This is a genomic window from Nonomuraea ferruginea (assembly GCF_039540635.1).
Classification (GTDB): Bacteria; Actinomycetota; Actinomycetes; order Streptosporangiales; family Streptosporangiaceae; genus Nonomuraea; species Nonomuraea ferruginea.
This window is the reverse complement of the sequence record NZ_BAABFD010000027.1, coordinates 56,617-78,615: the sequence shown is the minus strand read 5'-3', so window position 1 is coordinate 78,615 and position 21,999 is coordinate 56,617. Positions and strand designations below refer to the sequence as shown.

The following is a 21,999-nucleotide window of genomic DNA, read 5'->3' as shown; positions in this document are numbered from 1 at the left end:
TCACACATCCCGCCCCTTCCCTGCTGGGAGAGGGGCTGGACGACCGCCCCTCCCTTTCCCTGCCGGGAGAGGGCTAGGCCGATCGCTACTCACATGTCTCGCCCCTTTCCCTGATGGGAGAGGGGCTTTTCGTGTTTCCGGGGGTTGACAGGGGTGTTGCGCGGGGCTCATATTTTCAGCACTAACTTTATTGCTGAAGAAAGTAGACTCATGGCCGGTAGCGACCGCGGAGATCTCACCCGTACGGCGATCCTCGCCCTGCTCGGCACGGTGGGGCCGCTCAGCCGCAGCGAGATCGCCCGCGAGCTGGACGTCAGCCCGGCGACCGTCACGCAGCTGACGCGCGAGCTGATGGGGCACGGCATGGTCGAGGAGCTCGACCTCAAGCCGTCGCGCGGCGGACGGCCCGCCCAGCGGCTGGGGCTCGTCGGCGGCGCCGGGCACGCGCTGGGCGTGAAGGTGACCGCCGACCACCTCGTGCTGGTGGACGTGCGGCTGGACGGCGAGGTGCTCGGGTCGTGGGTGCGGCCGTTCGACCCCGGCGCGGCCGACGCGCCCGGCGACCTGGCGGACGCCATCGAGTCGGTGCTGTCGGCGATCACCGACGGGCCGCCGCTGCTCGGGGTGGGCGTCGGGGTGCCCGGCGGGGTGGACGACCAGGGCGTGGGCACGGTCAACGCGCCCACGCTGGGATGGCAGGCCATGCCCGTCGGGGAGCGGCTGCGGCGGCGGCTCAACCTGCCGGTGCTGGTGGAGAACGACGTGAACGCGCTGGCGGCGGCCCAGCGGCTGTACGGCAGGGGGCGTACGCACCGGGACTTCCTCGTCCTGACCATCGGGCGCGGGGTCGGCGCGGCGATCGTGGCCGACGGGCGGGTGTACCGGGGGGCGCGCGGCGGCGCGGGCGAGTTCGGCCACCTGTGCGTGGACCCGCGGGGGCCGGCGTGCGGGTGCGGGGCCCGCGGGTGCCTGGAGGCGTTCGTGGGGTCCGCGGGGCTGCTGGCGGCGGCCCGCGCCAGGTCGGGTGACGCGCCGGTCCCGGACGGCGTGGCGGATCCGCTGGGGGCCGTCGCCGCGCTGGGCCGGGCGGCCGTGGGCGGTGACCCGGTGGCGTGCGAGGTGTTCGCCGAGGCCGGGGAGATCCTGGGACGGGCCACCGCCGGGCTGGTCAACGTGGTGGATCCGGAGGTCGTGGTGGTGCTCGGCGAGGGCACCGCCGACTGGCCGTTCTGGCAGGTGGGGTTCGACCGGGCGCTGCGGGCCCAGCTCTACCCGGGGCGGCGGGACATCTCGGTCGAGGTCGAGAGCTGGGACGAGACGAGCTGGGCGCAGGGGGCGGCGGCGCTGGTGCTGGCGACCCCGTTCGACGCGGCGGGGGCGGCCGGTGAGCAGGGCCGCCTGGTCCGCGCCCGCCTGATCGGGACGACACCGTGACCGCAAGGTCCCCCGCCACGGGCGTGACGCTGACGGCGAGCCCGCCGGAGGTGGAGACACGGCGGGAGCCGCGGCGGCGGTGGCGGTACGCCGCGACCGTGGCCGTGTTCCTGCTGCCCAGCCTGGTCCCGCTGACGCTCTACACGCTGGTGCCGATGGTCGCGTCGCTGTGGACGAGCCTGCACGAGTGGGACCTGATCACCGAGATGCGCTGGGTCGGCCTGGACAACTACGCCGAGCTGCTGGGCGACCCGGGGACGAGGGCGGCGTTCGGCCACACGCTGTACTTCATCGCGGGCTACCTGCCGCTCGTCTACACGGGCGGTCTCGGCCTGGCGCTGCTGCTCAACAGGGCCATGCCCGCCAGGAGCCTGCTGCGCGGCGTCTACTTCCTGCCGGTGATCACGAGCTGGGTCGTGGTCGCGCTGATGTGGAAGTGGCTGCTCAACCCGGCCTCCGGCATCGTCAACTGGGTGCTCGGCCTGGTCGGGGTGAGCGGGCCCGGCTGGTGGACCGACCCGGACTGGGCGATGCCGTCGATCATCCTCGCCTCGGCCTGGAAGGACCTGGGCTTCGTGATGATCATCCTGCTGGCGGGCCTGCAGGCGATCCCCCGTGAGTACCAGGAGGCCGCCATGGTCGACGGGGCGGGGGCGGTGCGCCGGTTCCGGCACATCACGCTGCCGCTGCTGTCGCCCTCGACGTTCTTCGTCGTGGTGATCTCGCTGATCAACGGCTTCCAGGTGTTCGACCAGGTGCAGATCATGACCGGCGGCGGGCCCGGCGGGGCGACGCAGGTGGTGGTGTCGCAGATCTACGACCTGACGTTCCGGTACGGGCGCGCGGGGGCGGCCTCAGCGCTGTCGTGGCTGCTGTTCGCGCTGGTCCTGCTGGTGACGATCGTCCAGATCCGCGGGCAGAGGCGGTGGGTGACCTATGGGTAGGGCTCTGCGTCACCTGGTGGTCTGGCTGGGCGCGGTGGTGATGCTGTTCCCGTTCGCGTGGGCGGTGATCACCTCGCTCACGCCCGGCGACGCCGTGCTGGCCGTGCCGCCCGACCTCACCCCCGAAGGGGCGAGCCTGGACGCGTACGGGAAGCTGCTGGAGACGCTGCCGTTCTGGCGGATCGTGGCCAACAGCGCGTGGATCGGCGCCGCGTCCACGACGATGCAGCTGGTCACCAGCGCGATGGCCGCCTACGCGTTCGCGCGGCTGCCGTTCCCCGGCCGGGGCGCGCTGTTCGCCGTCTATCTCGCGACGCTGATGATGCCGCTGCCCGTGCTGGTGGTGCCGCTCTTCATCGAGATGCGGATGTTCAACCTGGTCGACACCTACTTCGCGCTGCTGGCGCCGACGATCGCCTCGGCCTTCGGGGTGTTCCTGCTGCGGCAGGCGATCAACCAGGTGCCGAAGGAGTTCGACGAGGCCGCCGTCCTCGACGGCGCCGGACATTTCAGGATTTTTCTGTACGTGGTGCTCCCGCTGATCAGGCCGGCCCTCGCGACCTTCGCCATCTTCGGCTTCATGGCCAGCTGGAACAGCTACCTGTGGCCGCTGATCATCATCCGCTCCCCCGAGTTCATGACGCTCCCGCTGGGCCTGGCCACGCTGCACGGCCAGTTCACCACCGAGTGGGACGTCGTCATGGCGGGCTCGGTGATCAGCGTCGTCCCGATCCTCATCCTCTACGTCTTCGCACAGAAACACGTGATCGCCAGCGTCGCGCAAAGCGGGCTCAAGTAAAGGAATCCCCCCATGCTCAGTAGAACCAAGGTCGCCGCCCTCCTCGCGACCGCGCTGCTCGCCTCCGCCTGCTCCCAGGGCTCGGCCACCCGGGCCCCCGCCGCCGGGGACGACAGGACGACGCTGCGGTACTTCACGTTCTCGGCGGCGCCGGACCACGTGGAGGACCTGGACGCCATCGTGGCCGCGTTCGAGAAGGAGAACCCGAAGATCGACGTGGTGGTGGAGACCGCGCCGTTCGACGAGTACTTCACCAAGCTGCAGACCAGCATCGCGGGCGGCACCGCGCCCGACACCTTCGAGCTGAACTACGAGAACTTCGTCACGTACGCGAGCGCCGGGTCGCTGCTCGATCTCGGCACGGTCGCGGGCGACGGCGACACCTCGGTGTACGCCGGGGAGTCGCTCGCCGCCTTCCAGCGCGACGGCAGGCAGTACGCGCTGCCGGCCTCGTTCTCGACCGTGGTGCTCTTCTACAACAAGGACCTGTTCGAGGCGGCCGGGGTCGAGCCGCCCACGAGCGACTGGACGTGGGCCGACGAGAAGGCCGCCGCGGCCAAGCTGACGGACCGGAAGAAGGGCGTGTTCGGCGACTTCCAGCCGGTGCAGTTCTTCGAGTTCTACAAGACGCTCAAGCAGGCGGGCGGCGAGTTCCTGTCGGCGGACGGCAAGAAGGCAGCGTTCGACAGCCCCGAGGGCGCGCGGGCGGCCGAGTGGCTGGTGTCCAAGGTGGGCGAGGTCATGCCGACCGAGGCCGAGATCGGCGGCACCGCCGACTACGACACGAACCTGTTCAAGTCCGGCAAGCTCGCCATGTGGCACAACGGCATCTGGCAGTTCGCGGGCATGAAGGACGCGCCGTTCGCGTGGGACGTGGTCGTCGAACCCGGTGACAAGGCCAAGGCCAGCGCCGTCTTCCACAACGCGGTCGCGGTCTCGGCCGGCGCCAAGGCGGGCAAGGAGGCGTACGCCTGGGCCCGGTTCCTGTCGTCGTCGGACGTCGCGGCGCGGACCCGTATCAAGAGCTCGTGGGAGCTCCCGCCGGTGTCCGACCAGCAGCTCCTGTCCGGCTACCTGCAGGACCCGGTGCCGGCCAACCGGCAGGCGGTGTTCGACTCGCTGGAGTCGATCGCGCTGCCGCCGGTCATCGAGCGCCAGCAGGAGATGCAGGACGCGGTGACCAAGGAGCTGACCGAGGCCGCGTCCGGCCGCAAGTCCGTGGCGGACGCGCTCAAGGCGGCCGCCGCCGAGGTCGACGCCCTGCTCGGCTGAACCACTCAACATCCAGGAGACAGATCCCGTGACGCTCGTGTCGCACAGCCTCGACCTCATCCGCCGGCTGCAGGCTCCCACCGGGGCCTACCCGGCCTCGCCCACCTTCTCCGCCTACCGGGGTTACTCCTGGCTGCGCGACGGCGCGTTCATCGCCGAAGGGGTGAGCAGGCACGGGGACGCGTCCGGCGCGGACGCCTTCCACGCGTGGTGCGCCCGCGTGGTGGGCGACCGGGCCGGGCAGGTGGACGCCCTGGTCTCCCGCGCCGCCCGGGGTGAGACCGTCTCGCCGGCGGAGATGCTGCCGACCCGGTTCACACTGGAGGGGGCTGACGGGACCGAGGAGTGGTGGGACTTCCAGCTCGACGGGTACGGGACGTGGCTGTGGGCGCTGCTGGAGCACGCGCGCAGGCACGGGCGGACGGTGGCGGGGACCGACAAGGGGGTGCGGGCGGCGGCCCGCTACCTGACGGCGTTCTGGCACCTGCCCTGTTACGACTGGTGGGAGGAGCACCTCGACCGGCGGCACGTCGCCACCCTGGGCTCGGTGCACGCGGGCCTGCGCGCGGCGATCGGCCTGGGCGTGCTGAGCCGGCCGGAGACGGAGGCGGCCGAGGGCGCGGTGGCGGGCATCGCCGCCCTGGTCGCCGCCGAAGGCGTCACCCGGCCGGTGGACGGTCGCCCGCATCTCACCAAGTGGCTCGGCACGGACGCCGTGGACGCCAGTCTGCTGGCGTGCGTGACGCCGTTCGGGCTGTACGGGGCCGACGACCCGGTGGGCGCGGGCACCGTGGCCGAGGTGGAGCGGCGGCTCGCCAGGGACGGCGGGGTGTACCGCTACCTGGACGACACCTTCTACGGCGGCGGCCGATGGGTGCTGCTGGCCGGGTTCCTCGGCTGGAACCACGCGCGGGCCGGGCGGTCCGGGGAGGCGCGGCGGTACCTGCGGTGGATGGAGGCGCAGGCGACCCCCGCGGGCGACCTGCCGGAGCAGGTGTCCGACCTGCTGCTCGATCCCGGGCGGCGGCAGGAGTGGCTGGACCGGTGGGGGCCGGTGGCGACGCCGCTGCTCTGGTCGCACGGCATGTACCTGATCCTCGCGGACGAGCTGGAGGTGGGGGCATGATCCGGCACCGCCCCTTCGGGTCCGGGCACCCGTACGCGGAGACCGAGGACCAGCGCGTCCCGGCGCGGCCCCTGGACGGCGAGCCGGTGGAGCTGCGCGTCCGGGCGGCGCCGGGGGTGACGTCGGTGGTGTGCGAGTGGGTGACGGACGGCGGCCCGCCCGTGGAGCTCCCGCTCACCCGAGCCGGGTCCCCCGGGGCGGAGGCGTCCGGCGGGGACGGCGGGCATCTGGCGGCGGCGCAGGCGCGGGCGACGAGGGCCGCCGCCGGTGCGTGGGCCGTCAGCACTCCCGCGCTGGAAGCGGGCCGCCGGTACTCCTACCGGTTCCGGGCCGCCGACGGGCGGGGCGGGATCCGTACCGGCAGGTGGTTCCACGTGACGGCGGCGCGGTGGTCCGGCGGCGGCGGGAAGCTGGTCGTGCGCGGGAGGGACCGGGTGGTGCCGGGGAGCGTGCGGTGGCTGGCCGACGGGGACGGGCCGCTGCGGGTCAGGTTCGCGCTGGAGCTCGGCCGGGAGGCGCACGTGGTCGGGTTCGGGGAGCGGTTCGACGCGGTGGACCAGCGCGGGCGCACGCTCGACGCGGTCGTGTTCGAGCAGTACAAGAGCCAGGGCGCGCACGGCAGGACGTATCTGCCCATGCCGTTCGCCCTGGTGGTGGACGCCGGGGCCACCTGGGGGTTCCGGATCGACACCTCGCGCAGGACCTGGTACGACGTCGGCGCGTCCGAGAGCGACCGGATCGTGGTCGAGGCCGAGGTGGGGAGGAACGCCGAGCTGGCGGTCGACCTGTACGACGAGGGGACGCCGGCCGGCGTGCTGCGGCGGTTCCTGGACGACGCGGGGAGGGCGGAGGAGCTGCCCGCGTGGGTGTTCAGGCTGTGGGCCAGCGGCAACGAGTGGAACACCCAGGCCATGGTGATGGCCGAGATGGACCGGCACCGCGAGCACGGCGTCCCGGTCGGCGCGGTGGTGATCGAGGCGTGGAGCGACGAGACCACGTTCACCGCCTTCCGAGGGGCGGAGTACGAACCGTCCGAGGAGCCGCACCGGCTGGCCGACTACACCTTCCCGGCGGACGGCCCGTGGCCGGACCCCAAGGGCATGGTGGACGAGCTGCACGAGCGCGGGATCAAGGTGCTGCTCTGGCAGATCCCGCTGCAGAAGACGCGCCCGCACCCGAGGCACCAGGCCGCCGTGGACGCCCGGCAGCTCGTGGAGCGCGGCTACGGGGTCAAGGAGGCCGACGGCCGGCCGTACCGGAACCGGGGCTGGTGGTTCCCGCTGGCGCTGATGCCGGACCTGTCGTCGCCTGAGGTGCGTGACTGGTGGACGGCCAAGCGCGCCTACCTGGTGGCGGAGGTCGGCGTCGACGGGTTCAAGACCGACGGCGGCGAGCACGCGTGGGGCCACGACCTGCGCTACGCCGACGGCCGCCGGGGCGCGGACGGCAACAACCTGTTCCCCGTCCACTACGCGCGCGCGTTCGGTGACCTGCTGCGGCGGCACGGGAAGGCGCCGGTGACGTTCAGCCGGGCCGGGTTCGCCGGGTCGCAGCCCCACGGCGCCTACTGGGCGGGGGACGAGGACTCGACCTGGGAGGCGTTCCGTGCCTCGATCAGGGCCGGGATCACCGCCTCGGCCTGCGGGGTCGTGTACTGGGGGTGGGATCTGGCCGGGTTCTCCGGTGACGTGCCGGGCGCGGAGCTGTATCTGCGGGCGGCGGGCGCGGCCGCGTTCATGCCGATCATGCAATACCACTCCGAGTTCAACCACCACCGCGAGCCGCTCCGGGACCGCACGCCGTGGAACGTCGCGGAGCGGACCGGCGACGAGCGGGTGGTCCCGGTCTTCAGGCGGCTCGCCGAGCTGCGCGAACGGCTGGTGCCCTACCTGGCCGAGCAGGCCGGGCGGGCGCTGGACGGGCCGCCGCTGATGCGCGGGCTGTTCTTCGACCACCCGGACGACCCGGCCGTCTGGCGCTATCCGCTGCAGTTCAAGCTGGGCGACGCGCTGCTGGTCGCCCCCGTGACCGATCCCGATGTCTCGGAGATGACGGTCTACCTGCCCGGGGGCGACTGGGTGGACGTCTGGACCGGCCGCCCGCTGCGCGGCGGCCGGGAGGTCGTGCTGGCCGCCCCGCTCGACCGTCCCCCGGTGGTCTGCACGGCGGCGCACTGGCCCGGCCTGTCCCCCGTTTTCACGACCTGAGCCGACGACCCGTGGCAGGACCGCTCCTGCCTCGGGAAACGGTGGTGTGACGACCGGATCGTTCCGAGCGCGGGCACCTCCGAGCCGGTGTTAGCGTGGATGGCGTGCTGGGTGCCGGAACCACGCTGAACGACCGCTACCTGCTGACCGAGCGGGTCGGCGGTGGCGGCATGGGCGAGGTGTGGCGTGCCACCGACACGGTGCTGGGCCGCACGGTCGCCGTCAAGGTGCTCATGCCCGCGCTGAGCGAGGACGCCGCCTTCCTCCAGCGGTTCCAGAACGAAGCCAGGGCCATGGCCACGCTGCGCCATCCGGGCGTGGTCGACGTCTACGACTACGGGAGCTGTGAGGTCGGCGGACGCCAGGTGACGTTCCTGGTGATGGAGTTCGTCGAGGGCGAGTCGCTCGACAAACACCTGCGCCGGGCCGCGCTCGACCCGGTGGCCACCATGCGGCTGGTCGCCGAGGTGGCCGACGCGCTGGCCGCGGCCCACGCGCAGGGCATCGTGCACCGCGACGTCAAGCCCGCCAACCTCATCGTGCGGGCCGACGGCTCGGTGGCGCTGACCGACTTCGGCATCGCCCACTCGGCCTCGGCCGCCCAGCTCACCGCCACGGGGTCGATGCTCTGCTCGGCCGGCTACTGCGCGCCCGAGATGGCGACCTCCAGCGAGATCACCCCGGCGGTCGACGTCTACGCGCTCGGCGTGGTGGCCTACGAGTGCCTGACCGGCCGCCTGCCCTACGAGGGCGACACCCCGGTCCAGATCATCTACAAGCACCTGCACGCGCCCGTCCCGCCGCTGCCGCCCGAGGTGCCGCGCGGGCCGCGCGAGGTGGTGGCCAGGGCGCTGGAGAAGGCGCCCGACCGGCGCTACTCCTCCGCCGAGGACATGGCGCGGGCCGCCCGCACGGCCATGACCTCCCCTGGCGCCGCGCCCGCGCCGCGGCGCAGGCGCGCGATGTCCGCCATGCTCGCGACGGTGCTCGCGATGCTGGTCACCGCGGGCGTCGCGGCCATGGTGTGGATGCGCCCGGCCGAGACCGCCCAGCAGAACCCCGTCCTCCCGCCCGCGAGCTCGTCCGAGCCGCACACCTCGGCGACGGCGACCGGGCGGCCGACCGAGGCGGGCAACCAGGCGTCCGACGGCAGGCCGACGCGGGTCCCGCCGCCGGCCGTCTCCGGCAGGCCCAGCCCGACCGGCACCCCCACGGTGTCCCCCTCCCCGACGGACCCGCCGACGACCCCCTCCCCCGACCCGACCACCGAGCCGGAGCCCGACCCCACCGGCGAGCCGACCGACGAGCCCTCCGAGCCCGACCCGCACGAGCCGACCCAGGAGCCCACGGCCAAGCCGACCGGGGACATCCAGTGCAGCACGACACCCTGTCCTTGACGGTCCGGGTGACAGCGGTCAAGATCGGCTATCGTCGCGTCTGACCACCGTCGCTCACCCCCTGGAGCCCTTGGTGAAGAGGCCCGCCAAGCAGAAGTCGGTCATCGTCGATCCGGTCCTGATCATCGGCACGGTCCTCTCGGTCCTGCTGGCCGTGATCTTCTACGTGCGCGAGGACACCGCGCAGGCCCTCGGCACCGTGGCCGGCCTCCTCGGCGGCGTCATCACCCTCCAGGTCCAGACGCTGCTGCGGGAGCGGCGCCGAGTCGACCACGAGACCCGGGTCGGCGCCATGGTGTCCACGATCGAGAAGATCCCCTGGCTGCCCGACCTCATGGAGCCGATGCTGCGCGCCGCCAAGCACGTCGAGCTCCAGTACAAGGGCACGCCCGCCGACGACGCCTGCCGCGACGCCTTCGAGGAGTGCCTGCGCACGCTCGCCGACCTGGAGCGCGGCCACTTCCGCGCCCCTTATGGCGACAACGGCGTGTTCCTGCGGCTCATCCGGCAGGCGAAGCGGCAGATCTGCGTCACCAGCGTGCCCTCCGTCGACCTGGAGTGGTGGCTGGAGCCGGTCGGCCGCGAATACTGGCGGGCGCAGGCCGACGCGCTGGCCAGGGGCGTGGTGATCAGGCGGGTGTTCATCTACCGCGAGTGGAGCGACGCCCTCGACGCGCTGGCCCGCGAGCAGGCCGAGGCGGGCGTGAAGGTGCGGCGCATCCACGCCGACCGGCTGTCGCCGGCGATGCGGGTGATCAGCGGCCTGTGGGACGACGCCTGCGGCCACGAGCTGAGCTACACGGCCGGGGGCGAGGCGGTGTACGACACGTTCACCGTGTCTCCTCCTGATCTCGAACGGCTGATGCGGCAGTTCGAGATGATCGAGCGGATCGCGGTGGAGCTCGACGATCCGCGCTCTCCCGAGCCCGTCGCCTGAGGCCGTCGGCCGCCAGCAGCGCGAGCGCCGCCCACAGCACCGCGAACGCGAGCCAGCGGGTCGCCGGCATCGGCTCGCGGAAGACCAGCAGCCCGACGAGGAACTGCACGATCGGCTCGATGTACTGCAGCATGCCGGTCACGCTCAGCGGGATCTTGGTGGCCGCGGCGCTGAACAGCAGCATCGGCACGATCATCACGAACCCCGACCCGACGCCCAGCAGCGTGTTGGCGGCCGACACGTGCCCGAACGTCGCCTGCCCGCTCGCCTGCAGCACCACCGTGTACGCCAGCGCGAACGGGAACAGCACGGCGGTCTCCACCATCAGCCCCTCCACGGCGCCGACGGCCACCCTCTTCTTGATCAGCCCGTAGGTGCCGAACGTCACGGCCAGGCCCAGCGCGATCCACGGCGGCCCCCCGTACTCGACCGTGAGCACCACCACGGTGACGGCCGCGAGGCCGATCGCCGCCCACTGGGCGGGGCGCAGCCGCTCCCTGAACAGCACCACCCCGAAGGCGATGCTGACCAGAGGGGTGATGAAGTAGCCGAGCGAGGCGTCGACGACGTGGCCGTTCATGGTCGCCCAGATGAACAGCGCCCAGTTGACCGAGGTCAGCACGCTGGCGACGCTGAGCAGGGCCACGTCGCGGGGCCTGCGCAGGATCGCCGCCACCTTGTGGCGCCTGCCGAGGGCGAGCACCAGCAGGCCGATCGCGACCGGCGACCACAGCACCCGCAGCGCCAGGATCTCCACCGGCCCGGTGGGCTCCACCAGCGGCCAGTAGAGGGCGGACAGCCCCCACAGCACGTACGCCGCCGCGCCCAGCAGGACCCCGCGCCGCGCGACAGACATCGCCCCACCCTAACCCGGGGATTCCTCGCCGAGAGACCCGCCCGTGTCCGGTCTGAGTAGGGTGATCCGGTGGAGACGACTCGTGATCTTTTCGTGGCGCTGGCGCGCCGCTACGCGTTCGCCGACCTTGGGGCGCTGTCGCCCGACCCCCGGATCGCGGAGGCCTGCGAGTTCGGGCAGCGGTTGCTGTCGCTCGACGCCGAGGACTTCGCCGTCGACACCAAGGCGGTGCCCTCGTCGCTCAGGCGGCAGGCCCGGGCCTGCCACATGCCGCAGACCCCGCGCGAGCAGCCGCGCGGCGCGCTGGAGTCGCTGCGCCCCGCCTACGGCCTGCTGCTGGAGGTCATCGCGATCCGCTGGCACCGCCGCGAGCTGAGCCCGATGATCGCCGCGGTGCACATCGCCGCCGAATACCTGCCGCTGCTGGCGTTCGAGCCGCACCTGGGCCACGCGGGCGACCCCGCCCGCTGGCCGGAGGGCCTGAGCGCGACCGGCAGCCGGTTCGGCGTGATCGGCGACCGCGACTGCGACCACACCAAGGCGGAGCAGTCGGCCACCAACCGGACGCTGAGGGTGGCGGGAGAGCCGTCCGAGGGCTGGCGCGCGTACTTCGACCGGCAGCACAGCCAGGTGGCGGGCGCGCTCGCGGTGTGCGTGGCCACCTGCCGCAACCCTTGCACGGCGATGGATTGGATCGCTCCCGAGCCGCGCGCCGGCCTTCAGGAGCGCGCCCGCGTCGCGCTCGCGTTCGCGGAGACCCCGCTGGTACGCCTGCGCCACGCGGCGCCGGTGGGCCACGGCTTCGGCGTGCCGTCGCCGGAGGAGGTGCTCGACGCGTGGGAGCGCAGCCGGAGCACGCTCGGCAAGAGCCCGGTGGGCGCGGCCGCGGCCCGCGACGACGGTTTCCCGCTGCCGGGCCTGCCGTCGTTCTTCGCCGCCGTCGCCGCGGCGCCGATCGAGCCGTCCACGCTGCTCAGGGGCGTGAGCGAGCACATCGCCGCGCTGATCGACGGCTAGCGGCGGGCGCCGGCCTGCTCGGCCAGGGCGCCGATCCCGTACAGCAGGCCGCCCACCAGGTCGCCCGCGCTGAACGCGGTGGCCATGGACATCGCCGTCAGCCGGCACGACGCGTCGGAGAGCCGGCGCCTGGCGTTCTCACCGGTGACGATCTCCAGGGCGCGGCCCCGTACGTCGACCATGATCACGACGGCGTCGTCAGCCTCCTCGTCGAGCGCGGCGTGCAGCCGCTCGGCGAAGTGGCGCCGGCCGCCGACGGGCGAGCCGAGGAAGAGCGCGAAGCGCAGGGAGCAGCGCCGCTCCGCGGCCCGCAGGGCCTGCCGGACGTCGTCGGCCTGGGCCGCGGAGAGAGTTCGCATCCCGATCACCATCCCGCCGACGCGCCACCGACCCGCATGCCGGGCTCGGCGGTCTCCGCCGCCGCGACCCAGTCGGCCTCTCCCGGCGGCGCCCACTGCGGCGGCCGGTCGACCAGCACGAGCCCCGACGTGCTCACGCCGCGGTCGCCGCGGCCGGGTCCGCCGATCCACACCGGCCCCGCCTCCGCCTTGCGCGCGGCACCGCGCCCCGGTATCAGCACGAGCAGGCTGATCAGCACGAACAGTCCCAGCGACACCCCGATGAGGAAGAGCAGGATCTCCAGCGCGCTGTTCACATCACGAACGTAATCCCGGTCCGCCGGTCCGGCCAGACCCAGGTACGAGAGTCTCGACAGGAGATGCCAAAGACCCGGTCAACATGATCGCGAGGCCCTCCGGCAGGGCTAGGATCGCCTCGGGCTCTCCCTACCTCTCTAGAGAGGAACGTAATAAGTACCCGGAAACCGGGCGTAGGACACGGTGAGCCGGGCCATAAAACTATGGACAAGGCAGCACTAGGAATGCATCAGAACCCCGGGCTACGGTGAATCACGTGGACTCCGACCCTCAGCGTGAAGACGGTCACAACACGTCCCCGATCTGGGTGAGCGACAGACCGGAAAACGAGCAGACCGCCAAACCTGCGGCGCCCACCACCACCTATGCGCCGGTCGAGCGGGCCTCCATGCGCGAGCTGCTCCAGCAGCCTCGCTTCCGCCGCATGCGCAACCGCGCGCTGCTGGCCCTCGCCGTCGGCGTCGCCGTGGGCCTCCTGGTCATGGACTGGCGGGTGGGCGTGACCGCGGGCGTGCTCGCCGCCATCGGCGAGGCGATCTACCGCGCGCGTTCCAACTCGACGGTGCCGGCCTGGCGGCGCTCCTCGGTGGCCGAGCGCCGCACCGAGGCGCAGCTGCGCCAGCTTGAGCGCCGCGGCTACCGCACCCTCCACGCCCGCGCCATCCCCGGCACCGAAGCGCAGATCGACCACCTGGTCGTCGGGCCGACGGGCGTGTACGCGGTCGACTCGGAGAAGTGGGACAAGCGGCTTCCCGTACGGGTGCAGATGGGCAAGAAGCTCTTCCACGGCCCCTTCGACAAGAAGGACCGCCTCGTCGAGGCCAGGGGCGAGGCGACCCGGGCCGCCGAGCTGATCAGCAAGGCCTACGGCCACCAGGTGTCGGTGGTGCCGTCGCTGGCGATCTACGGCCCGCCGGTGCCCTGGAAGATCATGACGATCAAGGGTGTGGACGTCTACGAGGGCGTCCGGGCCCGCCGGTGGATCACCAAGCGGGAGCGCGCGCTCACCGACACGGAGATCGACAAGATCTACGAGATCGCGGCCCAGGTGCTGCCCCCGCGCTACGGCGAGGGCTGACAGGCAGGCGGAGAGGCCTCACGGGCACACCCGCGCCTCTCCGCGGCGACCTTCCTTCTCGCGGATACGTCCCCGTACGCGTCGCGCCCACATAAGCGGGCCCCGGCGGGGAAGCGGAAACCGGAACACCGGGGCGGCGCGTGCCGCCCCGGATGACCGTCCGGACCCGCAGAAGGAGTGTCTCCCCATGGCCAGACTCGGTTTCCACGCCTCGCACGAACAGCTCGCGCCGAGCGCCCTGCTGGAGGCAGTGCGCCAGGCCGAGGAGGCGGGTTTCACCACCGCGATGTGCTCCGACCACTTCGCGCCCTGGAGCCACGCCCAGGGCCACTCCGGCTACGCCTGGTCCTGGCTGGGAGCCGCGCTGGCCGGCACCGGCCTGCCGTTCGGCGTCGTCAGCGCGCCCGGTCAGCGTTACCACCCCGCGGTGGCCGCGCAGAAGGCCGCCACGCTCTGCGAGATGTTCCCCGGCCGGTTCTGGATGGCGCTGGGCAGCGGCCAGGCGCTCAACGAGCACATCACCGGCGACAGGTGGCCGGCCAAGCCGGAGCGCAAGGCGCGGCTGCGGGAGTGCGTCGACGTCATGCGGGCGCTGTTCGCCGGGGAGTGCGTGTCGCACCGCGGGCTCGTCACGGTGGACCGCGCCCAGCTCTACACCCTGCCCGAGACCCCGCCCCCGCTGATCGGCGCCGCCGTCAGCGCCGAGACCGCCCGATGGGCCGGCTCGTGGGCCGACGGGCTCATCACCGTCAACCAGGACGTGGCGCAGCTGCGCCGGGTCGTCGAGGCGTTCCGCGAGGGAGGCGGCGCGGGCAAGCCGGTCTACCTCCAGGTCCACCTGTCGTGGGCCGAGGACGAGCAGGCCGCGCTGCGGATCGCGCACGAGCAGTGGCGCACGGGCGTGCTCGGCGGCGACGTGCCCTGGAACCTGTCGACACCGGAGGAGTACGAGCAGGCCTCCGCCACCGTCAGGCCCGACGACGTGCGGCGGGCCGTGCTGGTCTCCGCCGACCTCGAACGCCATGCCGGCTGGCTCGCCGAGTACGCCGACCTCGGCTTCGACACGCTCTTCCTGCACCACGTGGGCCAGGAGCAGCGCGGTTTCATCGACGCCTTCGGCCAGAAGGTGCTGCCGCAGTTGCGGGAACCGGCTTGAGCGCACGCTTCCCGCCGATCGACGGATACGCGTTCCTGTCGGACACCCACACCGCCGCGCTGGTCGCCCCGGACGGGGCGGTCGAGTGGTTCTGCGTGCCGGCCTTCGACGGCGAGAGCGTGTTCGCGCGCCTGCTCGACCGCGACCGCGGCGGCGCCCTCGGCATCGAGGTGGCGGACGCGGGAGCGCCGGAGCGCCGCTATCTCGGCGACACCCTGGTGCTGGAGAGCGTCCACCGCACCGGTGACGCGGCCGTGACGGTGACGGACTTCCTGGCCGTCGCCGACGACGGCGACCCGGCCGGCCCGCTCGCCGCCCGGCGCCTGCTCGTCCGCGTGGTGCGGGCTACCGGCGGGACCGCCGACGTCCGGATCGGGATCGACGCCCGGCCCGGCTACGCGCGGGAGACGGCCCGGTGGCGGCCGGACGGCGACGGGACGTGGGTGCACGAGGAGCCCCGGCTGTGAGCCGCCGCCGACCGGCCGCTGCTCCGCTCCGGCTCCGTCCTCGGGATCGAGACGTCGCTGGGGCCCGGTGAGGGGTTCGCCGTCGTGCTGGGGTACGCGGACGCGCCACGGCGTGCCGTCGGCGTCCGCAGGGCCGACGCACTGCTGCGCGCGACCCGTACCGCGTGGGAGACGTGGTCGAGCCGGGGCGACGACATCGGGACCGGGCGGGCGCACGTCCGGCGCAGCGCGCTGGTGCTGCGCGGGCTGATGTACGACGAGTCGGGGGCGCTGGTGGCGGCGCCCACCACCTCGCTGCCGGAGACGATCGGCGGCGAGCGCAACTGGGACTACCGCTACACCTGGCACCGCGACGCGGCGCTGACGGTGCTCGCCCTGTTCCGGCTCGGCCACGCCGACGAGGGCGTGCGCTACATGCGCTTCCTGCTGCACGAGTGCGTGAGCGGCTCGGGCCGGCTGCGGCCCATGGCCGGCATCAGGGGCGAGCAGGAGGGGGCGGAGGTCGTCCTCGACCATCTGGAGGGGTACGCGGGCTCGCGGCCCTGCTGCGCCGGTACGTCGACACGGTGAGCACGCTCTGGCGGGAGCCGGATCACGGCGTCTGGGAGATCCGCGGCCCGCTCCGCCACTACGTCGGCTCCAAGGTGATGACGTGGGTGTGCCTGGACCGGGGCGTGCGGCTGGCCGGGCTGCTCGGTGACGAGAGCGCGCCGGCGCACCGCTGGCGGCGGGCCGCTGCGCGTTCCTGCTCTGCTCCTTCGAGCTGGTCTCCGCGCTGGGGCCGGCGGGACGGGTCGAGCAGGCCGGCCCGGCTCTGCGCCGAAGCGGGGCCGCTCGGCCTGTTCTCGGAGGAGATGGCGCCCGGCGGCACGGCGCTGGGCAACTACCCGCAGGCCTTCACCCATCTGGGGCTGATCGAGGTGGCGGCCAACCTGGACATGGCCGGCTCCAGGGAGGCCCTGCACCAGTGGGCGACCGGCAGGAGTCAGGGCCGCTCAGGGAGCTGATCACCGAGGCGGGCCTCGAAGGCGTCCAGCGCGGCGGCGAGCTCCCGGCTGGGCGGCAGGGCGCCCGCCATGCGCGGGCCGAGCGCGGCGCCGAACCCGCTGATCCGTACGATCAGGTCGATCATCGCGTCCCGGTCCGGCCAGGGGAACGACGGCTGCGCGATGAGCAGCGCGGCGCAGCCGTGCGCCGCCGACCACAGGGCCAGGGCGAGCCGCTCGGGCTCGCCGCGCATCACCCCCGCCTCGACGCACGCGCGCACGGCGTCGACCATGTAGCCGAAGCACGCCTGCGCGGCGGGCGGCACCCCCTCCCCCGCCGAGGGGGTCATCATCAGCACCCGGTACTGCACCGGGTGGTCCAGCGCGAAACGGATGTAGGCCCGGCCGCACCGGCCCAGCCGCAGGAACGGGTCGGGGTCCCGGCACTCGGCCACGAGCCTGCCGAGCTCGTCCCACACCCGCAGGCACACCGCCTCCAGCAGCTCCTCCTTGTCGGCGAAGTGCAGGTAGACCGAGGGCGTGGAGACTCCTGCTCGGGTGGCGACCGCGCGGACGGTGAGCGCCTCCTCGGTGCCGGTCTCGTCCAGCAGTTCCTCGGCCGCGCGCAGGAGCTCCTCGCGCAGCAGCGCGCCGTCGCCGCGCCGGGCGCGGACCCGTTTCTCCGTCACCTTCCTAGGTTGACGCCGTTAGGTTAACGATGTCAATCTGATCCTCTGCGAAGGGGAGCACATGACGCGATTCGACGAGGCGACGGCGGTCAAGACCACCGGCCAGGGCACGTACGAGGCCAGGCTGGACGCGACGTGGAGCGTCGGCGACAAGCTGCACGGCGGCTACCTGATGGCGGTGCTGGCCAGGGCGGCGCTCGAAAGCGCGGCGGGCCCCGGGCACCCGCACGTGACCGCCGTGAGCGCGTCGTTCGCCGAGCCGCCGGAGCCGGGGCCGGCCGAGGTCCTGGTCGAGGTGCTGCGCGCCGGGAGGACCGTGACCCAGGTCAGGGCGGAGCTCGCGCAGCAGGGCAGGCCGCGGGTGGCCGCGCTGGTGACGCTCGGCCTGCTGGACGACGCCGATCCGCGCTGGACGTCGGCGCCGGCGGTCGAGATGCCCCCGGAGGAGTCCTGCTTCCTGGCGCCGAGAGAGGTGCCGGGCAACGCCTTCCCGGTGCCGCTCATGGACGTGCTGGAGCTGCGGCTCCACCCCGAGCAGGTGGGTTTCGTGTTCGGCGAGCCGTCCCTGCGCGGGCGGCTCGACACCTGGCAGCGGCTCAAGGACGGCGCCGCGTGGGACCCGCTCAGCCTGCTGCTGGCCCTCGACCCGGTGCCCCCGGCCTCCTACGACCTGGGCCTGCCGGGCTGGGCGCCGACGATCCAGCTCACCGCGCACGTGCTGCGCCTGCCGGCCCCCGGCCCGGTCAAGGTGCGCCTGTCGGTCACCGAGGTGGGCGGCGGGAGGATGGACGAGACGGCCATGGTGTGGGACTCGCGGGACCGCCTGGTGGCGCAGGCGACCCAGCTCGCCGCGATCCGCGTCCCCGCCTGACGCCGTATCGGGTCGTGGACAACCGTCTCAGTTACCGGGCGGCTGGCCGTACCATGGATGGACGCTCGACGATGGGAGAAGCTCCATGCCCGCCCTCAGGTCTCGTACCGTCACCCACGGCAGGAACATGGTCGGTGCCCGGGCCCTGCTCCGGGCGACCGGCGTAGCCGGGAGCGACTTCGGCAAGCCGATCATCGCGGTGGCCAACAGCTTCACCCAGTTCGTGCCCGGCCACGTCCACCTGCGCGACGTCGGCGACGTGGTGTCCGCGGCGATCCGCGAGGCGGGTGCCATCCCCCGCGAGTTCAACACGATCGCGGTCGACGACGGCATCGCCATGGGCCACGGCGGCATGCTCTACTCGCTGCCCTCGCGCGAGCTCATCGCCGACGCCGTCGAGTACATGGTCAACGCCCACTGCGCCGACGCGATGATCTGCGTCTCCAACTGCGACAAGATCACCCCGGGCATGCTGCTGGCCGCGTTCCGGCTCAACATCCCGACGGTCTTCGTCTCCGGCGGGCCGATGGAGGCCGGCAAGACGCCCGGCCGCAAGCTCGACCTGATCGACCCGATGATCGCCTCGGCCGACGACTCCGTCACCGACGCCGAGCTGCTGGAGATGGAGGAGAGCGCCTGCCCGACCTGCGGCTCGTGCTCCGGCATGTTCACCGCCAACTCCATGAACTGCCTGGCCGAGGCCATCGGCCTGGCGCTGCCCGGCAACGGCACGATCCTGGCCACCCACAAGGCGCGCAAGGACCTCTTCGAGGAGGCCGGCCGCAGGCTCGTCGAGATCACCCGACGCTACTACGAGGAGGGCGACGAGTCGGTGCTGCCGCGCTCGATCGCCACCCGCGAGGCGTTCGAGAACGCGATGACGCTCGACGTCGCCATGGGCGGATCCACCAACACGATCCTCCACATCCTGGCCGCGGCCCGCGAGGCCGAGGTCGACTTCGGGCTCAAGGAGATCAACGAGATCTCCCTGCGGGTGCCGTGCCTGTGCAAGGTCGCCCCGGCGACCAGCAAGTACCACGTCGAGGACGTCCACCGGGCCGGCGGCATCCCCGCCATCCTGGGCGAGCTCGACCGGGCCGGGCTGCTCCACCGCGACGTCCCGACGGTCAACGGCGGCACGCTCGGCGACCTGCTCGCCGCCTGGGACCCGATGTCGCCCTCGGTCAGGCCCGAGGCGACGGAGCTGTGGCACGCCGCGCCCGGCAACGTCCGCACCGTCAAGCCCTACTCACAGGACAACCGGTGGGACTCCCTCGACCTCGACCGCGCCGACGGGTGCGTGCGCGACCTCGAGCACGCCTACACCGCCGACGGCGGCCTCGCCGTGCTCTACGGCAACATCTCCCGCGACGGCGCCGTGGTGAAGACCGCCGGCGTCGACGAGTCGATCTGGAAGTTCACCGGGCCGGCCGTCGTGTTCGAGTCGCAGGAGCAGGCGGTCGAGGGGATCCTCAACGACCGGGTCAAGGAGGGCGACGTGGTGATCGTCCGCTACGAAGGCCCCAAGGGCGGCCCCGGCATGCAGGAGATGCTCTACCCGACCTCGTTCCTCAAGGGCAAGGGCCTGGGCAAGGCGTGCGCGCTGATCACCGACGGCCGCTTCTCCGGCGGCACGTCCGGGCTGTCGATCGGCCACGCCTCCCCCGAGGCGGCCGAGGGCGGCACGATCGCGCTCGTCGAGGACGGCGACATCGTCGAGATCGACATCCCCGCCCGCAAGCTGGAGCTGCACGTCCCCGAGGCCGAGCTGGCGGCCCGCCGCGAGCGGCTGCTGGCCGAGCTGGGCGGGTTCCGGCCGCGCGACCGCGACCGGCCGGTGAGCGCGGCGCTGCAGGCGTACGCGGCCATGACGACCTCGGCCTCCACCGGCGCCTCGCGCGACCTGTCGCAGCTGTCCAAGTGACCCTGTACGGCAGGCGACACTCCTGTCGCCTGCCGTACACACTTTCGAAAATGTCAGTGGCTTTACCTATGCTTGGGGTATGGCTGAAGTCGTGAAGCCCCAGACGCAACCGCTGACGACCGCCGAGATCGCCGCCCTCGCTCTGTCCCTGGCTCACCTGGGGTCGGGCCCGCAAGCCGTCACCGCCCGGCGCGGCCTGCAGCACGCCCTCGATCATCTCGACCTCGACGACGACGTCATCGCCGCCACCCTCGACACCCTCGTCGAGCCGCTGCCCGCCGAGGTCGCCGCGCGGGCCCGGCTCATCGCCGACGCCATCACCGGCCGCATGATGGTCCGCCTCCACTACCGCGACGCCGCGGGCACCGTCACCAGCCGCGAGGTCGAGCCGGTGACCTGCCTGGTCCACCGCGACTTCTGGTATCTCGTGGGAGTGTGCCGGATGCGCCGCGCGATCCGCGCCTTCCGCTTCGACCGCATCCTCGCCGTCGAGCCCACCCTCACCCCGTCCCGCCCCCACCTGGCCGACCGCTTCCTGCCGTTCCAGCGCCGCAAGCGCAGCAGGGCCGCCTGACCTCCCCACGGGCGGCGTGCCCATCCCACCAGGCACGCCGCCCACCTTCTTCCCTGACGCCATGTCCCGGCGAGCGCGCTTTCACACCACGGGACCTGGTCGCTCTCACGTCGTCCCGCCTTCGCCACTCCGGCCACGCCGCATCCCCGCGCCGGTGAAGGCGGCCCGGCGTGCGTGTGTCACCCCCGTCGAGGAGCGGCGCCCAAGGGGAGACAGGACAGGGGGACGACTCGTCCCGGACGTCCCGCACCCTGAACGGCCGGAAGGCTCTGCTGACCAGCGCGGATCCGGCCGCGCGTTCGAGCGAGCGCGGGAGAGGTACCCGCGCACAAGACCCGGCCGGACGGCAGCGGCCGTCGACGATCGGACAGGAACGCGCACGTGAGCGTGATCGCGATCGGCGTGGCGGCAGAGAACGCATCACCCGCTCAGCCGTACGGATGCTCGCGCAGGACGATGGCGGCTGCCCGGCTTTACGGAACGCCAGCCGCGAAAAGCGCGTCGGCCATCGGCGCGAGGCCGCGCGAAGGACTCGGCGCGAGGCCGCGCGAAGGGCTCCTAGCCGCAGCAACCGCCGCCGCAGCAACCCCCGCCTGAGGCAGGGGGTGGGGTGGCGGCGGAGCCGGTCATGGCGACGGTGGAGAGCAGTTTGACCGTGTCGTCGTGGCCCTCCGGGCAGGCGGCCGGGTCGCTGGACGCCGACATCGGCCGGGACACCTCGAACGTGGAGCCGCAGGCGCGGCAGCGGTAGTCGTAACGCGGCATGCCATCAGAGTAGCCCGGAACGCCGTCAGGGCTGGAAAGTCACCCGGGCGTAGCCTGCCGGTTCGGTGAAGAGCACGAGTCGGCCGACACCTGGGAGTAGCCCGAAGGGCACGCGGGCCCGGCACGAGGTGCCGGGCCCGGGTCAGGCAGCCGCTTCAAGGTAGGGCGCCCATTGGGGGTCGCCGACGAGCGAGGCGCCGATCAACCGCCAGTGAGCGCCCCGTGGCACGGACGGGGCGACACTCAGGGTCCACCCCAGCTCCTCCAGGTACTTGTCGGCCTTCCTGTGGTTGCACGGCGAGCACGAGGCGACGCAGTTCTCCCACGTGTGGGCGCCGCCCCTGGAGCGGGGGACGACGTGGTCGATGGTCTCGGCCCGCTGTCCGCAGTAGGCGCACCGGTAGTCGTCGCGCCGCATGAGGGCGGCTCTGGTCAGGGGGATACGGGATCGGTACGGGATGCGGACGTATCTCCTGAGCCGGATGACCGACGGCACGTCGAGCGTCCGGCTGGTGGAGCGCAGCACGGCTCCGCGGCCGTCACGGTGGATGATGTCGGCCTTCTCCCGCAGCACGAGCACGATGGCGCGGTGCAGGGAAAGCGTGGTCAGGGGCTCGTAGGTGGCGTTGAGCAGCAGGACTTGGCGCATCATCGGGCCTCTCCCCGCCGCACCCAATTCGAAGGAGACATGCCGTGGCATGTCCCGGCTATTCGCCCCTCCTGGGGCTTCGGCACAACCATCACGTGGACCTCCGCCGGACGGCCCAGCGGATGGACACCACGGCACCGTCCTGTCAGCAAGTCTGGCGTTCACCGCAGCGTCCCCGCCACCCCTTAACGTCCG

At 72.7% G+C, this 21,999-nt stretch carries 21 protein-coding genes and 1 pseudogene; 16 read left to right on the top strand and 6 right to left on the bottom strand.

From position 1 onward, the window contains the following. The first annotated feature begins 210 nt into the window (after window positions 1-210). From ABD999_RS38370 to ABD999_RS38335, 8 genes are all read left to right on the top strand, one after another. Window positions 211-1,434, top strand: coding sequence for an ROK family transcriptional regulator (locus ABD999_RS38370; RefSeq protein WP_271275560.1), 1,224 nt, complete (start codon window positions 211-213; stop codon window positions 1,432-1,434). Then, on the top strand, window positions 1,431-2,378 hold the full coding sequence (locus ABD999_RS38365) for a carbohydrate ABC transporter permease (RefSeq protein WP_271275561.1): 948 nt from the start codon (window positions 1,431-1,433) through the stop codon (window positions 2,376-2,378). Before ABD999_RS38370 ends, ABD999_RS38365 begins: the two co-directional genes overlap by 4 nt. Then, on the top strand, window positions 2,371-3,177 hold the full coding sequence (locus ABD999_RS38360) for a carbohydrate ABC transporter permease (protein ID WP_271275562.1): 807 nt from the start codon (window positions 2,371-2,373) through the stop codon (window positions 3,175-3,177). Before ABD999_RS38365 ends, ABD999_RS38360 begins: the two co-directional genes overlap by 8 nt. A 12-nt stretch (window positions 3,178-3,189) precedes the next feature. After that, window positions 3,190-4,449 (top strand): ABC transporter substrate-binding protein, encoded by a 1,260-nt coding sequence (locus tag ABD999_RS38355; RefSeq protein ID WP_271275563.1) that lies wholly within the window; start codon window positions 3,190-3,192, stop codon window positions 4,447-4,449. 28 nt (window positions 4,450-4,477) lie between these two features. Next, window positions 4,478-5,575, top strand: coding sequence for a glycoside hydrolase family 15 protein (locus ABD999_RS38350; protein WP_271275564.1), 1,098 nt, complete (start codon window positions 4,478-4,480; stop codon window positions 5,573-5,575). Beyond that, a complete protein-coding gene (locus ABD999_RS38345) occupies window positions 5,572-7,782 on the top strand; it encodes a glycoside hydrolase family 31 protein (RefSeq protein WP_271275565.1) in 2,211 nt (736 codons plus the stop codon). The genes ABD999_RS38350 and ABD999_RS38345 overlap by 4 nt, the downstream gene beginning before the upstream one ends. A 104-nt stretch (window positions 7,783-7,886) precedes the next feature. Next, complete coding sequence (locus tag ABD999_RS38340; RefSeq protein ID WP_271275566.1) at window positions 7,887-9,179, top strand: serine/threonine-protein kinase; 1,293 nt, start codon at window positions 7,887-7,889, stop codon at window positions 9,177-9,179. A 73-nt stretch (window positions 9,180-9,252) separates the two neighbouring features. Continuing rightward, entirely contained in the window at window positions 9,253-10,116 is an 864-nt protein-coding gene (locus ABD999_RS38335; RefSeq protein WP_271275567.1) for a hypothetical protein, read from the top strand. Here ABD999_RS38335 and rarD read toward each other — a convergent pair. Further along, window positions 10,010-10,972 carry an EamA family transporter RarD gene (gene rarD / locus ABD999_RS38330; protein ID WP_271275568.1) on the bottom strand — a complete coding sequence of 321 codons (963 nt, stop codon included), beginning with the start codon at window positions 10,970-10,972 and terminating at the stop codon, window positions 10,010-10,012. The genes ABD999_RS38335 and rarD overlap by 107 nt on opposite strands. A 69-nt stretch (window positions 10,973-11,041) precedes the next feature. Here rarD and ABD999_RS38325 point away from each other — a divergent pair, with 69 nt between their 5' ends. Next, window positions 11,042-11,989, top strand: a complete 948-nt coding sequence (locus ABD999_RS38325; RefSeq protein WP_148029927.1) for a hypothetical protein — start codon at window positions 11,042-11,044, stop codon at window positions 11,987-11,989. On the opposite strand, the gene ABD999_RS38320 is transcribed toward ABD999_RS38325, so the two are convergent. Further along, window positions 11,986-12,348 (bottom strand): TPM domain-containing protein, encoded by a 363-nt coding sequence (locus ABD999_RS38320; RefSeq protein ID WP_271275569.1) that lies wholly within the window; start codon window positions 12,346-12,348, stop codon window positions 11,986-11,988. The two genes, ABD999_RS38325 and ABD999_RS38320, sit on opposite strands and share 4 nt — an antisense overlap. Window positions 12,349-12,353: 5 nt before the next feature. Beyond that, window positions 12,354-12,644 carry a hypothetical protein gene (locus ABD999_RS38315; RefSeq protein ID WP_219547040.1) on the bottom strand — a complete coding sequence of 97 codons (291 nt, stop codon included), beginning with the start codon at window positions 12,642-12,644 and terminating at the stop codon, window positions 12,354-12,356. Window positions 12,645-12,901: 257 nt separating this feature from the next. On the opposite strand from ABD999_RS38315, the gene ABD999_RS38310 reads away from it, so the two are divergent. From ABD999_RS38310 to ABD999_RS38295, 4 genes and pseudogenes are all read left to right on the top strand, one after another. After that, window positions 12,902-13,723: a nuclease-related domain-containing protein gene (locus ABD999_RS38310; protein WP_148029924.1), complete on the top strand. Its 822-nt coding sequence runs from the start codon at window positions 12,902-12,904 to the stop codon at window positions 13,721-13,723. A 187-nt stretch (window positions 13,724-13,910) separates the two neighbouring features. After that, window positions 13,911-14,879, top strand: coding sequence for a TIGR03885 family FMN-dependent LLM class oxidoreductase (locus tag ABD999_RS38305; RefSeq protein WP_271275570.1), 969 nt, complete (start codon window positions 13,911-13,913; stop codon window positions 14,877-14,879). After that, window positions 14,876-15,346, top strand: a complete 471-nt coding sequence (locus ABD999_RS38300) for a trehalase-like domain-containing protein (protein WP_271275571.1) — start codon at window positions 14,876-14,878, stop codon at window positions 15,344-15,346. The genes ABD999_RS38305 and ABD999_RS38300 overlap by 4 nt, the downstream gene beginning before the upstream one ends. 249 nt (window positions 15,347-15,595) lie before the next feature. Beyond that, window positions 15,596-16,353 (top strand): annotated as a pseudogene (locus ABD999_RS38295) (glycoside hydrolase family 15 protein). Here ABD999_RS38295 and ABD999_RS38290 read toward each other — a convergent pair. Further along, complete coding sequence (locus ABD999_RS38290; RefSeq protein WP_271275574.1) at window positions 16,332-17,021, bottom strand: TetR/AcrR family transcriptional regulator; 690 nt, start codon at window positions 17,019-17,021, stop codon at window positions 16,332-16,334. The pseudogene ABD999_RS38295 and the gene ABD999_RS38290 sit on opposite strands and share 22 nt — an antisense overlap. 61 nt (window positions 17,022-17,082) lie before the next feature. On the opposite strand from ABD999_RS38290, the gene ABD999_RS38285 reads away from it, so the two are divergent. The 3 genes from ABD999_RS38285 (at window position 17,083) to ABD999_RS38275 (ending at window position 20,390) form a co-directional block, all read left to right on the top strand. Beyond that, on the top strand, window positions 17,083-17,892 hold the full coding sequence (locus ABD999_RS38285; RefSeq protein ID WP_219547036.1) for a thioesterase family protein: 810 nt from the start codon (window positions 17,083-17,085) through the stop codon (window positions 17,890-17,892). Between the two features lie 85 nt (window positions 17,893-17,977). Next, a complete protein-coding gene (gene ilvD / locus ABD999_RS38280) occupies window positions 17,978-19,816 on the top strand; it encodes a dihydroxy-acid dehydratase (protein WP_345483142.1) in 1,839 nt (612 codons plus the stop codon). 79 nt (window positions 19,817-19,895) lie between these two features. Beyond that, window positions 19,896-20,390, top strand: a complete 495-nt coding sequence (locus ABD999_RS38275) for a helix-turn-helix transcriptional regulator (protein WP_271275576.1) — start codon at window positions 19,896-19,898, stop codon at window positions 20,388-20,390. Window positions 20,391-20,948: 558 nt separating this feature from the next. Here the strand turns inward: ABD999_RS38275 and ABD999_RS38270 are convergent. Beyond that, window positions 20,949-21,155, bottom strand: coding sequence for an FmdB family zinc ribbon protein (locus tag ABD999_RS38270; RefSeq protein ID WP_148029916.1), 207 nt, complete (start codon window positions 21,153-21,155; stop codon window positions 20,949-20,951). Window positions 21,156-21,297: 142 nt separating this feature from the next. Then, window positions 21,298-21,804, bottom strand: coding sequence for an HNH endonuclease (locus tag ABD999_RS38265; protein WP_148034362.1), 507 nt, complete (start codon window positions 21,802-21,804; stop codon window positions 21,298-21,300). Window positions 21,805-21,999 lie beyond the last annotated feature (195 nt).

What these genes read in the sequence shown, in the direction of transcription:
- ABD999_RS38285 (WP_219547036.1), top strand. Translation starts at nt 17,083, where the DNA reads ATGACGCGATTCGACGAGGCGACGGCGGTCAAGACCACCGGCCAGGGC.
- ABD999_RS38320 (WP_271275569.1), bottom strand. Translation starts at nt 12,348, where the DNA reads ATGCGAACTCTCTCCGCGGCCCAGGCCGACGACGTCCGGCAGGCCCTG.
- ABD999_RS38270 (WP_148029916.1), bottom strand. Translation starts at nt 21,155, where the DNA reads ATGCCGCGTTACGACTACCGCTGCCGCGCCTGCGGCTCCACGTTCGAG.
- ilvD (WP_345483142.1), top strand. Translation starts at nt 17,978, where the DNA reads ATGCCCGCCCTCAGGTCTCGTACCGTCACCCACGGCAGGAACATGGTC.
- ABD999_RS38345 (WP_271275565.1), top strand. Translation starts at nt 5,572, where the DNA reads ATGATCCGGCACCGCCCCTTCGGGTCCGGGCACCCGTACGCGGAGACC.
- ABD999_RS38275 (WP_271275576.1), top strand. Translation starts at nt 19,896, where the DNA reads ATGGCTGAAGTCGTGAAGCCCCAGACGCAACCGCTGACGACCGCCGAG.
- ABD999_RS38305 (WP_271275570.1), top strand. Translation starts at nt 13,911, where the DNA reads ATGGCCAGACTCGGTTTCCACGCCTCGCACGAACAGCTCGCGCCGAGC.
- ABD999_RS38360 (WP_271275562.1), top strand. Translation starts at nt 2,371, where the DNA reads ATGGGTAGGGCTCTGCGTCACCTGGTGGTCTGGCTGGGCGCGGTGGTG.
- ABD999_RS38370 (WP_271275560.1), top strand. Translation starts at nt 211, where the DNA reads ATGGCCGGTAGCGACCGCGGAGATCTCACCCGTACGGCGATCCTCGCC.
- ABD999_RS38355 (WP_271275563.1), top strand. Translation starts at nt 3,190, where the DNA reads ATGCTCAGTAGAACCAAGGTCGCCGCCCTCCTCGCGACCGCGCTGCTC.
- rarD (WP_271275568.1), bottom strand. Translation starts at nt 10,972, where the DNA reads ATGTCTGTCGCGCGGCGCGGGGTCCTGCTGGGCGCGGCGGCGTACGTG.
- ABD999_RS38265 (WP_148034362.1), bottom strand. Translation starts at nt 21,804, where the DNA reads ATGCGCCAAGTCCTGCTGCTCAACGCCACCTACGAGCCCCTGACCACG.